Source organism: Bradyrhizobium lupini, assembly GCF_040939785.1.
Taxonomy (GTDB): Bacteria; Pseudomonadota; Alphaproteobacteria; order Rhizobiales; family Xanthobacteraceae; genus Bradyrhizobium; species Bradyrhizobium canariense_D.
Map to the genome: position 1 here is coordinate 7413814 of NZ_CP162553.1, position 13120 is coordinate 7426933.

At 64.3% G+C, this 13120-nt stretch carries 15 protein-coding genes and 1 pseudogene; 9 read left to right on the top strand and 7 right to left on the bottom strand.

All coding sequences use genetic code 11. The features are described 5' to 3' along the window. Positions 1-154: 154 nt before the first annotated feature. Complete coding sequence (locus tag AB3L03_RS35700) at positions 155-1336, bottom strand: GNAT family N-acetyltransferase (protein WP_085353381.1); 1182 nt, start codon at positions 1334-1336, stop codon at positions 155-157. Between the two features lie 126 nt (positions 1337-1462). On the opposite strand from AB3L03_RS35700, the gene AB3L03_RS35705 reads away from it, so the two are divergent. Then, positions 1463-2506 (top strand): polysaccharide deacetylase family protein, encoded by a 1044-nt coding sequence (locus AB3L03_RS35705; RefSeq protein WP_204511363.1) that lies wholly within the window; start codon positions 1463-1465, stop codon positions 2504-2506. Between the two features lie 21 nt (positions 2507-2527). Here the strand turns inward: AB3L03_RS35705 and AB3L03_RS35710 are convergent, their stop codons facing one another. Beyond that, on the bottom strand, positions 2528-2749 hold the full coding sequence (locus tag AB3L03_RS35710; RefSeq protein WP_007603477.1) for a DUF2842 domain-containing protein: 222 nt from the start codon (positions 2747-2749) through the stop codon (positions 2528-2530). A 93-nt stretch (positions 2750-2842) separates the two neighbouring features. On the opposite strand from AB3L03_RS35710, the gene AB3L03_RS35715 reads away from it, so the two are divergent. Beyond that, on the top strand, positions 2843-3925 hold the full coding sequence (locus tag AB3L03_RS35715) for a COX15/CtaA family protein (RefSeq protein ID WP_085362103.1): 1083 nt from the start codon (positions 2843-2845) through the stop codon (positions 3923-3925). A 13-nt stretch (positions 3926-3938) separates the two neighbouring features. Here AB3L03_RS35715 and AB3L03_RS35720 read toward each other — a convergent pair whose 3' ends face one another. The 4 genes and pseudogenes from AB3L03_RS35720 to AB3L03_RS35735 form a co-directional block, all read right to left on the bottom strand. Then, complete coding sequence (locus AB3L03_RS35720; protein WP_085362104.1) at positions 3939-4283, bottom strand: hypothetical protein; 345 nt, start codon at positions 4281-4283, stop codon at positions 3939-3941. A 118-nt stretch (positions 4284-4401) separates the two neighbouring features. Continuing rightward, positions 4402-5683 (bottom strand): annotated as a pseudogene (locus AB3L03_RS35725) (O-acetylhomoserine aminocarboxypropyltransferase). A 138-nt stretch (positions 5684-5821) separates the two neighbouring features. Then, positions 5822-6406, bottom strand: coding sequence for a CoA-binding protein (locus AB3L03_RS35730; protein ID WP_085384765.1), 585 nt, complete (start codon positions 6404-6406; stop codon positions 5822-5824). Positions 6407-6523: 117 nt separating this feature from the next. Further along, positions 6524-7348, bottom strand: coding sequence for an enoyl-CoA hydratase (locus AB3L03_RS35735; protein ID WP_204511362.1), 825 nt, complete (start codon positions 7346-7348; stop codon positions 6524-6526). A gap of 86 nt (positions 7349-7434) precedes the next feature. On the opposite strand from AB3L03_RS35735, the gene AB3L03_RS35740 reads away from it, so the two are divergent. The 6 genes from AB3L03_RS35740 (at position 7435) to AB3L03_RS35765 (ending at position 11119) form a co-directional block, all read left to right on the top strand. Continuing rightward, positions 7435-7863 (top strand): PaaI family thioesterase, encoded by a 429-nt coding sequence (locus tag AB3L03_RS35740; RefSeq protein ID WP_007603483.1) that lies wholly within the window; start codon positions 7435-7437, stop codon positions 7861-7863. A 157-nt stretch (positions 7864-8020) separates the two neighbouring features. Next, complete coding sequence (gene rplM / locus AB3L03_RS35745; protein WP_018455120.1) at positions 8021-8485, top strand: 50S ribosomal protein L13; 465 nt, start codon at positions 8021-8023, stop codon at positions 8483-8485. Between the two features lies 1 nt (position 8486). After that, positions 8487-8966 (top strand): 30S ribosomal protein S9, encoded by a 480-nt coding sequence (gene rpsI / locus AB3L03_RS35750; RefSeq protein WP_007603485.1) that lies wholly within the window; start codon positions 8487-8489, stop codon positions 8964-8966. A gap of 229 nt (positions 8967-9195) precedes the next feature. Then, a complete protein-coding gene (locus AB3L03_RS35755; protein ID WP_085362107.1) occupies positions 9196-10428 on the top strand; it encodes a diguanylate cyclase in 1233 nt (410 codons plus the stop codon). A 57-nt stretch (positions 10429-10485) separates the two neighbouring features. Beyond that, positions 10486-10722 (top strand): hypothetical protein, encoded by a 237-nt coding sequence (locus tag AB3L03_RS35760; protein WP_085362108.1) that lies wholly within the window; start codon positions 10486-10488, stop codon positions 10720-10722. 100 nt (positions 10723-10822) lie between these two features. Continuing rightward, positions 10823-11119 carry an antibiotic biosynthesis monooxygenase gene (locus AB3L03_RS35765; protein ID WP_085362109.1) on the top strand — a complete coding sequence of 99 codons (297 nt, stop codon included), beginning with the start codon at positions 10823-10825 and terminating at the stop codon, positions 11117-11119. A gap of 6 nt (positions 11120-11125) precedes the next feature. On the opposite strand, the gene AB3L03_RS35770 is transcribed toward AB3L03_RS35765, so the two are convergent. Further along, complete coding sequence (locus tag AB3L03_RS35770; RefSeq protein ID WP_039799329.1) at positions 11126-12262, bottom strand: AI-2E family transporter; 1137 nt, start codon at positions 12260-12262, stop codon at positions 11126-11128. A gap of 136 nt (positions 12263-12398) precedes the next feature. Here AB3L03_RS35770 and AB3L03_RS35775 point away from each other — a divergent pair, with 136 nt between their 5' ends. After that, positions 12399-13103 (top strand): hypothetical protein, encoded by a 705-nt coding sequence (locus tag AB3L03_RS35775; protein WP_204511360.1) that lies wholly within the window; start codon positions 12399-12401, stop codon positions 13101-13103. Positions 13104-13120: the final 17 nt, after the last annotated feature.

The window sequence follows — 13120 nt, forward strand, 5'->3', positions numbered from 1 at the left end:
AGGGTGGCTCGCCGCGATAGCGGCGAGACGGGTGAGGGGTCTCTCTCCGCGCGTGCCTCTCGCATTTTGACTTGCTGATACAACCCCTCATCCGGCGCTTCGTGCCACCTTCTCCCACAAGGGGAGAAGGTGGGCAGTCGTGCAATGGCGAGAGCTACCCGAACGCTCGCCGCAGCCGCTGCGCCAGGTCGAACAACATCTGGTTCTGTTTCACCAGCCGCTTGCCGTGGCTCAGCGAGGACATCGCCATGGCCGCGAGCTTTCCGCGTGACGTCAGCGGAACGAAACTGTCGAAGATGTCCTGGTCGTCCTTGCAGAACATCCGCTTGTACTCGTCCGAGCCGATGCCGAGGTCGAGCGAGCGGTAGCCGCGCTCGGCGCAGCGGTCGATGATGTAGCGCATCAGGATCAGCCCGGGGCTGTAGCGGGCGTGCTCGGACATCGTGTAGGTGTTGAACATCATCGAGAAGCGCTGGCCGTCGGCGACGCCAGCGAAGATTGCGATCACCTCGTCGTCGCATTCGAGCGCGTGGATGTCGATGACGCGGCCGTCGCCGCGTGGTGCAAGGCAGGCGCTGCGGACGAATTGCTCGACGCCGGGCTCTGCGAAGACGTTGGGCAGCTTCTGTTCGGCCATCCGAGCCGGCTTGATACGGAAGAACCAGTCGAGCAGGCGGGTGATGTCCGCATCGGTGGTCGCCAAATGATAGCGATAGCCGGCGAGCGCCTGGAGCTTCTTCTCCTTGCTCTTGAGGCGGCGGCGGAAGGAGTTGCTGATCCGCGATGCCGGCGGACCGCCCGGTTCCATCGTGAGCAGCGGGCAGCCGTTGATCGCGCTTTGGCGTGGCAAATGCGCGAACGGGTTCTGCTGGTCGTTCCAGTGCAGCGGCTGCTGCGTCAGTGCGAGCACGTCGGCATGTTCGTTGAGCGGCGCAAGCAGCGCGTCGAGATCACCGCTGGCGACCTGCGCTGCAAATTCGGCGTTCCACAAGCCCATGTTGAAGGTCGTATGCTTGCCGCCCATGAAGCAGGCGGTGCGCACGCCGTGGCTTTGGCGCAGCGAGAGCGGCAGCAGCAGCAGCGGCCGATGCTCGGAGTCGCGGGCAATGACGATAAAGGGGCGGGCGCGTTCCTGCTCGCCGACCAGACGCTGCCAGGGACTGAGCAGATCAAATCGCTGATAGGGCGTGAAGAGATGACCGGGCTGCTCGAAGGCGCGCCAGACGGCCTCGGCCGCGCCGAGATCGGTCACGATATCGACATGCGCGATGCGGCCCGCTTTCGACTGCGCTGGCAATTCTGCCGTCCGGCTTTGCATCGCCGCAGCCATGGTCATTCGCGAACCTGTCGAGAAATCAAAAATATGCGTAATTCGGCCTGTGGCCGACCTTTGCAAAGAAATGTCAACAAAGGGTAATGACTATAAGAGGGGACCGGCCGCCGACGGGCGCGAGGTGGGACATTGGCATCCGACGACAGATGGCTGGAACGGCTGCGACTTGAGCTGACCTGGTTCACGGGCCAGGCTGCGCTGCGCAGTCGTGGAGCCGGCGCCATCCTGCGCTTTGCGCATGTGCGGTCGCGCCGGCGCGGCGGGTTTCAGCCGCTGCGCGAGAACGAGATCACGCCGCATTTCCTCGATCGCGCCATTCGCGCGCTGAAGCGGTGGAACTATGATTTCGTCGGCATGGACGAGGTCTGCCGGCGCGCGGTGACGCTGTCGGAACAGCGGCGCTTCGTGGCACTCACCTTCGACGGCGCCGGCAAGGATCTGATCGACTTTGCCTATCCGGTGCTGGCGCGCCACGCCGTGCCCTTCACGATCTATGTGCCCACGGCGTTTCCCGACGGCGTCGGTGAGGCCTGGTGGCTCGGACTCGAACAGGTGATCGCGCGCGAGAGCCGTGTCAGTCTCTTGATGGGCGAGAAGGAGCAGCGCTTCACTGTGACTGGCAACGCGGAGAAGCAGGCGCTGTTTTCGTTCCTCGAGGCCTGGCTGCGCTCGCTGCCGCCGGCGGATGTGTCGGCTGCGATCGCAGACCTCTGCACGCGCTACCGGGTCGACCTTGCCGCGCTCTCACGCGAGGCATCGATGAATTGGGAGGATCTGGCAAGGCTTTCGGCCGATCCGCTGGTGACAATCGGCAGTGCGACCGTGAACTATCCCGTTCTCGCCAACATGAAGGATGCGGTCGCACTGCGCGAGATGACGATGGGCAAGGCGGTGGCGGAGGCGGCCTTCGATCGCGACATCCGGCATCTCGCCTTTCCGTTCGGTGATCGCGCCTCGTTCCGGCGCAGCCATGTCATCATGGCGGAGGAGGCGGGCTTTGCCAGCGCGGTGACGACGATCCCGGGCGTGGTGGACGCGGAGGGACGCACCAATCTGCGCGCGCTGCCGCGCATTTCCTGGGACGGCCGGGTGCGCTCGCTGCGCATGATGCGGGTGCTGGTGTCGGGGGTCGCTTTTGCGCCGGTGAAGCCGACTGGCACTGCTGGGACCTAGAAGCGCTACGAACTGGAAGCGCTACGAACTCGACTTGGCCCGGTCCGGCCGCTGCATCCAGCTCACGATCGGCATCGCCGGCAGCACCCAGCCCATGCCGACCACCACGTAGTAGATCGCCTGCCGCCAGCCGGATTCGGCGATCCACGGCATCTGCGCCAGCGCCATGCCGAGCAGTGCCCAGACGGTGGCGAGCACCAGGAGCAGGATGGTGCCGAGGAACTTGCGAGTGCGGATCGTCATGACGGAATATCGCGGCTTTCGCGTAACTTGCGCTGCGGGAGCGGGGGACTATAAGGGGCACGCAGTCCGGTTCAAGCTCTGGTTTTGCCTCGAATGACGACGAATTCCGCCCCGTCCGAGCCGTATCGCGCCGTGCGCTGGTGGCTGATCTCAGTGGCTGCGCTGATCGCGCTGATGGTACTGGTCGGAGGCGCAACGCGGCTGACGGAATCCGGGCTCTCGATCGTCGAGTGGAAGCCAGTCACGGGCAGCGTGCCGCCACTTTCGGAAGCGCAGTGGACGGCGGCCTTCGAGGCCTACAAGACGATCCCGCAATATCGCGAGCTCAACGCCGGCATGAGCCTGTCCGAGTTCAAGGAGATCTTCTGGTGGGAATGGAGCCATCGGCTGCTCGGCCGTTTCATCGGCGTCGCCTATCTGTTGCCGTTCCTGTTCTTCCTCTGGCGCGGCGGCCTGTCCGGTGAGTTGAAGCGGCGGCTGTGGCTATTGTTTGGGCTCGGCGGCCTCCAGGGCGCGGTCGGCTGGTGGATGGTGGCCTCGGGGCTGTCCGAACGCGTCGAGGTGTCGCAATATCGGCTGGCGACACATCTTATGCTCGCGCTCGTGATCTTCGCCGGCATCGTCTGGACGGTGCGGCGGCTCGCCGGGCGTCCGCAGATCGCAGCATCGTCGCGGCTGCGCTTTACCAGCGCCTTGCTCCTCGCGGTGACCTTTATCCAGATCTATTTTGGTGCTCTGGTTGCGGGCCTGCGCGCGGGCCGCGCCTACAACACCTGGCCGCAGATCGACGGCGCGTTCATTCCCTCGGCGGAACGGCTGTGGTTCGAGACGCCGTGGTGGCGCAACATGTTCGACAATGTGCTGACGGTGCAGTTCGAGCACCGCATGACGGCCTATGCGCTGTTCGCGCTGGCGGCGTTGCACGCGTTCGATGCGGTCCGTTCACGCGCGGGTTCTGCGGCAAGCGGCGCGCTCTTGCTGCTGGGCGCGGTCAGCCTGCAAGGCGTGCTCGGCATCCTCACGCTGCTCAACCAGGTGCCGATTGATCTCGCGCTCGCGCATCAGGCAGTTGCGATCGTGGTGCTGACGCTTGCGGTGATGCAGACAGAGCGGCTCGCGCCGCGTGGCGCAACCGAAGCGCAGCCGCGCGCCGTTCCCGTCGGTCAGGCCGGCTGATCGGATCTGCTCTTCAGCAATAGCCGTAGATGCCGCACGAGTAGGGCAGGCGCCAGAAATAATCGACCTGCTTCCCGCCGTAATACGCGCCCTGGTAATCGTAGTCCCAGGGGCGGCCGTAATAGCCCGGCAGCGTGTGGGAGCCCGGGAGCAGTGGCGTACCCGGCAAATTGCGGATGTAGCTGCCGATGCCGTAGGCCGGCGAGATCAGCGCATCCGGATCGGTCTCGACATAGACCTGCGGCGGCTCCTGTGGCGGAGCGGCCGCCCGCCGCTTTGGCGTGGCCGGCAAATCGGCGGCAATCGCAGCTGAGACCGTCAGCATCGCCGCAAGGGCAGGCACCATCCAGCGCAGCATCGTCGGCTCCGATCAAAGGGGCGATCCAGTGACGATGTATGCGGCAGATATGGTTAATGACTGTTAACTGGAGCCATATTCCGGGGCGCACTCAGGCGCCCCGGAATGACCAGGACAGCTACGTGCCCAGCGCCTGTTCCAGATCGGCGATCAAATCTTCCTTGTCCTCGATGCCGATCGAGAGCCGCACCACGTCGGGGCCGGCGCCGGACTTGACCTTAGCGGCGTCGTCGAGCTGGCTGTGCGTGGTCGAGGCCGGATGGATGACCAGCGAGCGGGTGTCGCCGACATTGGCCAGATGCGAGAACAGCTGCAACTTCGACACCAGGCTGACGCCGGCATCGTAGCCGCCCTTCAGGCTGAAGGTGAACACGGCGCCGGCACCCTTCGGCGCGTATTTGCGCGCGAGCTGGTTGTACTTGTCGCTTGCAAGGCCCGCATAGTTCACCGCGGCCACCGCCGGATGGCCGGCGAGGAATTCGGCGACCGCTTTCGCATTGTCGCAGTGCTTCTGCATGCGCAGCGGCAATGTCTCGATGCCGGTGAGGATCATGAAGGCGTTGAACGGCGACAGCGCGGGTCCGAGGTCGCGCAGGCCGAGCACGCGGCAGGCGATCGCGAAGGCGAAATTGCCAAACGTCTCCTGGAGCCGGATGCCGTGATATTCGGGCCGCGGCTCCGATAGCATCGGATATTTGCCGCCTGTCGACCAGTCGAAAGTGCCGGCATCGACGATGATGCCGCCGATCGAATTGCCGTGGCCGCCGAGAAATTTCGTCAGCGAGTGCACGACGATGTCGGCGCCGTGGTCGATCGGGCGGATCAGATAGGGCGAGGCCAGCGTATTGTCGACGATCAGCGGGACGCCCGCCTTGCGCGCCACCGTCGAGATCGCCTCGATGTCGGTGATGCTGCCGGCGGGATTGGCGATGGACTCGATGAAGATCGCTTTCGTGCGCGGCGTGACCGCGCGTTCGAAGCTCGCGATGTCGTCGGGATCGGCCCACACCACGTTCCAGCCGAAGCTCTTGAACGCGTGGGTGAACTGGTTGATGGAGCCGCCATAGAGCTTTCGCGCGGCGATGAACTCGTCGCCGGGCTGGAGCAATTGCTGCAACACCACGACCTGCGCGGCATGGCCCGAGGCCACCGCCAGCGCGGCCGTGCCGCCTTCGAGTGCTGCGACGCGCTCTTCCAGCACCGCGTTGGTGGGATTGCCGATGCGGGTATAGATGTTGCCGAAGGCCTGCAGGCCGAACAGAGAGGCGGCGTGGTCGGCGTCGTTGAAGACGAACGACGTCGTTTGATAGATCGGAGGTCGCGCGCGCACCAGTGGTGGGATCGGGCTGTGCACCGGCATGCACGGCGAGGGTCGAAAATCCCGGAAGGCGATCGCTCATTGAGGGCGTCCTGTTGTCGTGGTCTGAAATCGCGCGGCATGCTGATTGGCGCCGCGGCTGCCGTCAAGGCGCGGCTTCACATCGGAACGATCGTGCTACGCATTGTCGCGTTCGCGAAATGAAACCTTCGCAACTGCGTCAGCTTTGCTCGGTCTTGTTTTTGGCGGCGCGGTCCGATGCCGCGGTTTCGCCGCCGCCGACACTCATCCGATTGAGGGATAGCCGCATGCCCTGCGTCGGCACCGGAGCGCGTTTCGAGCTCAGCGTGCGTGAATTGACGCCCATCCACGAGATCTCCGACGACAGGCGGCCATATTCGATCTTGGGGCAGCGGTTCATCACCACCTTGATACCGACCGATTCCGCCTTCAGCGCCGCCGCGTCGTCGCGTGCCCCCAACTGCATCCAGATCACCATCGGCAGCGGATCGAGCGTGAGGGCTTCCTCGACCACGGGCATGATGTGGCTGGAGTTGCGGAAAATGTCGATCATGTCGACGGGACGGCCGATGTCGGACAGCGAGGCGACGAAGGGTTTTCCGAGCAGCTCCTTGCCGACATGGCCGGGATTGACCGGGATCATGTCGTAGCCACGCTGGGCCAGATATTTGAACGCGAAATAGCTCGGCCGCACGTTGGCCGGCGAGGCGCCGACCATCGCGATCGATTTCACGTTGTTGAGGATGCCCCGGATGTAATTGTCGGGATAGGCGTCGTGGTTCATTGGCTCATCTTTTCGGGCTCATCTTTCGCCGTCATTGCGAGGAGCGAAGCGACGAAGCAATCCAGTCTGTCTCCGAGGAGGGATTCTGGATTGCTTCGCTTCGCTCGCAATGACGAATTACTCATCCCGCCATGTCGGCGTGCGCTTCTCGATGAAGGCGCCAATGCCTTCCTCGGCGTCGCGCGCCATCATGTTCTCGGTCATCACCTCTGCCGCATAGCGATAGGCATCTGCAAGGTTCATCTCGGCCTGGCGGTAGAACGCCTCCTTGCCGAGCTTGACGGTATAGGCGGATTTCAGCGCGACCTGTTCGGCGAGCGCAATGGCGGCATGGCGCTCGCTGCCGGCGGCGACGACACGATTGACGAGCCCGATCTCGCGAGCGCGTGCGGCCGGGATCGGCTCGCCTGTCAGCAACATCTCCATCGCCTGCTTGCGCGGCACATTGCGCGACAGCGCCACCATTGGCGTCGAGCAGAACAGGCCGATGTCGACGCCCGGAGTGGCGAAGTGTGCTGCTTCCGAGGCGATCGCGAGATCGCAGCTGGCCACGAGCTGGCAGCCGGCGGCAGTGGCGATGCCCTGAACGGATGCGACCACGGGCTTGGGCAGGTGCACGATCGCCTGCATCATCGCGCTGCAGGCGGTCATCATCTCGGCGAAGAAGGCACGGCCGCGATCCGGGTCGCCGCGACGCGCGGTCAGCTCCTTCATGTCGTGGCCGGCGGAGAAGGCGGGACCGTTGGCCGCGATCACGACGCCGCGGACGGACTTGTCGTCGCGGATCTCGTTGAGCTCGGCATGCAGGCTTGCGATCATCGCCGCCGACAGGCTGTTGCGGGCGGCCGGGCGGTTCAGGGTCAGGACCGCGATAGGGCCGACGGTCTCGCGCAGCAGGATCGGCAGTTGCGGGGAGGGGGCGCGGGCGGCCTGGACGGACATCAAAGCGTTTCCGGTTGGATTATTGCGATTGGATGACGCAGATAACTTAATGTAACAGGGGACGTGAAGCGAGGGTGAGGGGCAGCATGGCGTTAGCGAAAATGAGCGTGGCGGAGCTCGAGCAGTTCCTCCGCAACGAGTTTCCCCAGGCCTTCAGCGGCGACGACATCACGATCGAGAGCGCGGACGGTCAGGCCTGCCTTTTGCGTCAGCGCTATAGCGAAAAGATGCTGCGGCCGGGTGGAACCGTGTCCGGCCCGACCCTGATGGCGCTCGCCGATTTCGCGATGTACGTGGTGCTGTTGTCCGCGATCGGGCCGATCGGGCTCGCGGTGACCACCAATCTCAACATTAACTTCCTGCGCAAGGGCCAGCCCGGGCAGGACGTGCTGGCGGAGGCGCGGCTGCTCAAGCTCGGCAAGCGCCTCGCAGTCGGTGAGGTGAAGCTATTGTCCGGCACCTCGCCCGATCCGATTGCGCATGTCACCTCGACCTATTCCATTCCAAACGTTTGAACTTTTTACGGGTATCTTAATACCATATTTCTAAGTCGTTGATATTGAACAAGTAAATTCCGCCTTTGGGCATTGACCGCGGCGCCTCTGTTCTCTAAAAAACCGCCAGTCCGGTGCGGTGTTCGCGCCGATGCTCCCCGTTCACGGAAACTCTGACATGAAAACCTTTTCGGCAAAGCCGGCTGAGGTGACGAAGAAGTGGGTACTGATCGACGCCAAGGGTCTGGTCGTCGGCCGTCTCGCCACCATCGTCGCCATGCGCCTGCGCGGCAAGCACCTCCCGACCTACACCCCGCACGTTGATTGCGGCGACAACATCATCATCATCAACGCGCAGCATGCGGTTCTCACCGGCCGCAAGCGCGAGCAGAAGACCTATTACAAGCACACCGGCTATGTCGGCCACGTCAAGGAGCGCACCGCGCGCCAGATCCTCGAGGGCAAGCATCCCGAGCGCGTGCTGGAGAAGGCCGTCGAGCGCATGATCCCGCGTGGCCCGCTCGGTCGCGTCCAGATGGGCAACCTGCGCGTCTATGGCGGCGCCGATCATCCGCACGAGGCCCAGACGCCCGAGAAGATCGACATCGCCAAGTTGAACCGCAAGAACACGAGGGCCGCATAACATGGCCGAATCCATCCAGTCGCTCGACCAGCTCTCGCAGCTCAAGACGGCGGCCGCGCCCGACGCGCCCAAGCACGAGAAGAAAGTCGACAAGTTCAACCGCGCCTATGCCACCGGCAAGCGCAAGGACGCGGTCGCCCGCGTCTGGATCAAGCCAGGCGCCGGCAAGGTCACGGTCAACGCGCGCGAGGTCGAGGTCTATTTCGCCCGTCCCGTGCTGCGCATGATGATCGAGCAGCCGTTCTCCGTGGCCGCGCGGTCCGGCCAGTATGACGTGATCTGCACCGTCGCCGGCGGTGGTCTGTCCGGCCAGGCCGGTGCCGTCCGTCACGGCATCTCCAAGGCACTGACCTATTTCGAGCCGGAGCTGCGCACCGTGCTCAAAAAGGGCGGCTTCCTCACCCGCGACTCCCGGGTGGTCGAGCGCAAGAAGTACGGCAAGGCCAAGGCCCGCCGGTCCTTCCAGTTCTCGAAGCGTTAATCGCATCGGTCGCATTCGTCGCGAAAGCGGCTTCAATGAGATGCAAAAGGGCGCTGATTTCAGCGCCCTTTTTGCTGTTCGTTTGTATGCAAATTGATGGCGTGTTTCCTGAAAACTTGGGCTCGCATGAAAACCTGAATGGAACCCGCGGGACATAGCGTCGCTTTTGGAAGGGCGCGCAAATCGGTTGATCCGATCGCGTAACTGCTATGTCTAGAAGGGGGCCGACATGATGTCGCTCGATAGCATCACGCTCTATTTGGTCGCCACCATGGTCGCCGCACTGCTCGGCGCCATGATGGTGTTTTTCGGAAGGCAGGAGAATAGCGCTGCGCTGAAATGGTGGGGCACCGCCTATCTCCTCGGCGCCGCATCGGTCGCGCTCTGGACGGCGGCGGGCGACAGATTGGGGCCGCATCTTTACCTTGCGCTGAACGCGGTCGGCTTCGTCGCGTGCGGCATGGTGTGGAATGCGGCGCGCGTCTTCCACGGCCGCAAGCCGAATTGGCCGGGTCTCCTGGTCGGCGCGCTCGCCTGGGTCGCTGCCGCCACGCTGCTCGATCCCCCCGCGTCCATGCTGCGCATGATCGTCGGCGCCGGCATCGTGTCGGTCTATGCGGCGTTGACCGCCAGCGAGCTCTGGGTCGAGCGACGCAAGAGCCTGCAACGGCGCTGGCCGGCCTTCGTGGTGCCGGTGATGCACGGCTGCGTCTTGATGCTGCCGATCGTGCTCGGCAGCTTCCTGCGTCCGCACGATGCGGGTTTCGCCAGCAGCATCTGGGTCACCGTGTTCGCGGTCGAGCTCGTGCTTTATGCCGTCGGCACCGTGTTCGTGATCTTCATGCTGGTGTCCGATCGCACCGTCACCGCGCACCGAACCGCCGCCTCCACCGATCCGCTGACCGGCATGCTCAACCGCCGCGGCTTCTCGGAAGCCTGCGGGCGCGTGATCGAGCGCGAGGCAAAGGCCGGACGTCCCGTGACCGTGATGATCTTCGATATCGATCATTTCAAGTCGATCAACGACCGGTTCGGCCATCCCGCCGGCGACGAGATGCTGAAACTGTTCTCGACCGTCGTCGTCAGCAATCTGCGCATCAGCGACATGTCGGGTCGCATCGGCGGCGAGGAGTTCGCCGCCCTCCTGCCGTGTTCGCTCGAGGAGGGCGTGCTGGTCGCTGAGCGCGTGCGCGAGGCCTTCGAGACCTCCGGGGTCGTCGTCGACGAGGGCCCGGTCGACACCACCGTCAGCATCGGCGTCGCCGGCGGTCCGGCCGGCACCGAGCTCGAAGTGCTGCTGGCCTCGGCCGACACCGCGCTCTACCAGGCCAAGCGCGGCGGCCGAAACCGCGTCGAGTCGGCGGAGGAGCTGCCACTTTCGCTGGAGAACTGGCGCCGCCAGAGCGCCGCGCGGATCGGCGTGCCCAACACGCAGTCCAAAGCGCAGCCGGCGACCGCCTAGGCAAAGGAGGCCTCGCGGTAATCCCCTGTTTACCATTCGATCCCTACCATTGCGGTCATGGAATCGATCCGTCGACAGAACCCGCAGACCGCCTTGATGTCGCTCGAAGCCGCGGCGACTTCGGCACGCGGCGGCTTCGCGTGCCTGTTCTCGACCGCGGACGAATACGAGAGCGCGCTGATCACCGAGCGCCGCGCCCAGGGGCGTTACACGCAAGGCCGCAATTACTGGCCGCTCGCGCTGTTCGCCGGTTGTGCGCTGATGGTGGCTGGCACCGTTCTGCTGCTCGCCTGAGTGATCTGCATTTTTGGACCGGGCAGGGCGCCGTTTCGGCGCCTTTTTCTTGTCCCGGGCTGCGGTAGACACGCCCATCGAACAAAATGGGTGGAAGCAGATGATCACCGAGATCGCGCAAATCGACGTCAAGCCGGGCAGCGAGAAGGATTTTGAGGCCGCCGTCGCCAAGGCGAGGGCCGCTTTCGGCCGCTCCAAGGGTTTTCACGGTTTCGAGCTGCACAAGTCGATCGAGAAGCCGCAGCGCTATCGTCTGATGGTGAAGTGGGAAACGCTCGAGAACCATACCGTCGATTTTCGCGGCTCCGAGAATTTTACCGAATGGCGCGGGCTCGTCGGCCAGTATTTTGCGGCACCCCCTGAGGTCGAGCACACCGAAACCGTGCTCATCACCTGAGGCGGCTCAGGCCGCCTCCGCCAGAGGCGGCGCTTCATACGTCTTGAAATGGTCGATCACGACTTTGGCGATGGCGACGAGTGGCAGCGCCAGCGCCAGGCCCCAGATCCCGAACACGACGCCGAGCAGGATCTGGAACGCGAACAGCGTGGCCGGCGGAATGTCCAGTGCCTGCCGCTGCAGCAGGGGCGTCAGCACGTAGCTCTCCATGGCGTGGACGCCCATGAAGAGGAGAAACGCCGACAGCGCCGGAATCCATCCTGAGGCGAGGCTCGCCAGCACGACCACGACGCCGGCTATGATGGCGCCGACGGTCGGAATGAAGCCGAGCAGTCCCGCCTGAATCCCGAGAATGAAGGAGCCCGGGATGCCGATGATGAGAAGCCCGATCCAGGTTACCGCGCCGACCGCGAGCATGACGATCATCTGTGCGATCAGCCATCGTTCAAGTGTCTCGCTGACGCGGTCGATGATGACGGCCGTGCGCGCGCGATGTTTTGCAGGCGCGATGAACAGCAATCCCTCGCGATAGACGCTGGGTTGGGCGGCGAAGGCGACTCCCAGAAACAGCACGATGAAGATGTTTCCCACGCCGTGGATGGTGCCAAGCAGCAGCTTGAACGTCTGGCTCACGATCGCCCCGCCGCTGGAGGCAAGGGCGCCTGCGCCGGGTATTGCCCCGCGCGACGCCGTGCCGGCCGACGGCGTCGGCTCCGGTTGCGCGTCGGGAGACGAACCGGGTCCGGAGCTCCCGAAATCGAAGAAGCTGGTGTCGATGCCGTGATTGTCCAGGAATGATTTGACGTTGCCAATCTGGGATTTGATGGTTTTGCTGAGTCCCGCCGCCTGATCGGCGATGGTGGCGCCGCCGAGATATGCGATGCCCGCGAGCATCAGCGCGAGGGCCAAGCAGACGATCGCGAGCCGCAGCGTATGCGGAAGACGCGCGTGCCGGCCAAGCGCGTTGGTCAGCGCGTTGAGCCCAAGGCCCAGCAGCACCCCGGCGAAGATCAGGAGCAGGGTGGTCGCGAAGTACCAGGAGAAAGCGAGCAGCACGGCGAACAGCACCACACCGATGCCGCCGACCGAAATGCCCCAAGCCAGATCAAAACGGGTCGGGGGTCGTTCATTCGGGAATGTGATCACGCAATGTCCTTTAGGTGGACCGGGGGGCACTCTTTCGACAAACACGCTTTTGATCAAGACCGCGTCAACGCGCTTGTTTGACGCTGCCGTATGAACGGTGCAGACCGACGAGGAGAGAACAGGTGGGGCGCGCTTGAGTTTCATCAGCAAATGGGTGGGTCTGCTCGGGCTTCTGGCTGTGCTCGTGATTGGCGACCAGATCCGGATCAATCGGCCCGGTCACAAATATCGCCTCGCGGTCGAGGTGACGACGCCTGACGGGATCAAGACCGGGTCGGGCATTCTGTCCGTCGTGCCCGATCGCGGCAATAGCCGGGGCGGCCGCACCACGATGCGCGGCGAGGCCGTGTTCGTCGACCTCGGCCGGGGAAAGAATGTGATGGCATTGCTCGCGCATCAGCAGGGCGCGAAGCTCGATCTCGACGACATCAACTATGTCGCGCTCCGCGCTTATGGCGCTGCGCGAGGCAACCGCGTCTCGTTCAACGAGCTCAACCGGCAGACCGGCGTCGTCGCGGTGCAGGGCGACCTAATGCCCGCGCTGGTGAGCTTTGGCGATCCCCTGGACCCTACGACCGCGCGCCTTGTCGCCGGCGACCATGTGGAGGCGGTGCTGGGCGACGGTTACGCACTCCGTGGCCTTACCGCCGAAATAGTGCCCAACGGGCTTTGGCCGATTGATTTCGGTGGCGCGCTCGGGGAGCCCATGACGCGCGGAATCGAGACGAAACTGCCCTGGTTGGCTGCGCCGGGCGACCCGGCGGCGACCGCGCTGAAGACCGCCGGCCTGCCCCTTGGCGGCGCGATCGTGGCCCGGGAGGCATTTGCGCGAAAATAGCATTGCCGTCCCGCGTA

Bases quoted from the DNA above. Each gene is read 5' to 3' on its own strand.
- AB3L03_RS35730 (WP_085384765.1), bottom strand. From the start codon at position 6,406: ATGAACCACGACGCCTATCCCGACAATTACATCCGGGGCATCCTCAAC.
- AB3L03_RS35700 (WP_085353381.1), bottom strand. From the start codon at position 1,336: ATGACCATGGCTGCGGCGATGCAAAGCCGGACGGCAGAATTGCCAGCG.
- AB3L03_RS35720 (WP_085362104.1), bottom strand. From the start codon at position 4,283: ATGCTGCGCTGGATGGTGCCTGCCCTTGCGGCGATGCTGACGGTCTCA.
- AB3L03_RS35735 (WP_204511362.1), bottom strand. From the start codon at position 7,348: ATGTCCGTCCAGGCCGCCCGCGCCCCCTCCCCGCAACTGCCGATCCTG.
- AB3L03_RS35765 (WP_085362109.1), top strand. From the start codon at position 10,823: ATGATCACCGAGATCGCGCAAATCGACGTCAAGCCGGGCAGCGAGAAG.
- rpsI (WP_007603485.1), top strand. From the start codon at position 8,487: ATGGCCGAATCCATCCAGTCGCTCGACCAGCTCTCGCAGCTCAAGACG.
- AB3L03_RS35740 (WP_007603483.1), top strand. From the start codon at position 7,435: ATGGCGTTAGCGAAAATGAGCGTGGCGGAGCTCGAGCAGTTCCTCCGC.
- AB3L03_RS35710 (WP_007603477.1), bottom strand. From the start codon at position 2,749: ATGACGATCCGCACTCGCAAGTTCCTCGGCACCATCCTGCTCCTGGTG.
- AB3L03_RS35715 (WP_085362103.1), top strand. From the start codon at position 2,843: ATGACGACGAATTCCGCCCCGTCCGAGCCGTATCGCGCCGTGCGCTGG.
- rplM (WP_018455120.1), top strand. From the start codon at position 8,021: ATGAAAACCTTTTCGGCAAAGCCGGCTGAGGTGACGAAGAAGTGGGTA.
- AB3L03_RS35755 (WP_085362107.1), top strand. From the start codon at position 9,196: ATGATGTCGCTCGATAGCATCACGCTCTATTTGGTCGCCACCATGGTC.
- AB3L03_RS35760 (WP_085362108.1), top strand. From the start codon at position 10,486: ATGGAATCGATCCGTCGACAGAACCCGCAGACCGCCTTGATGTCGCTC.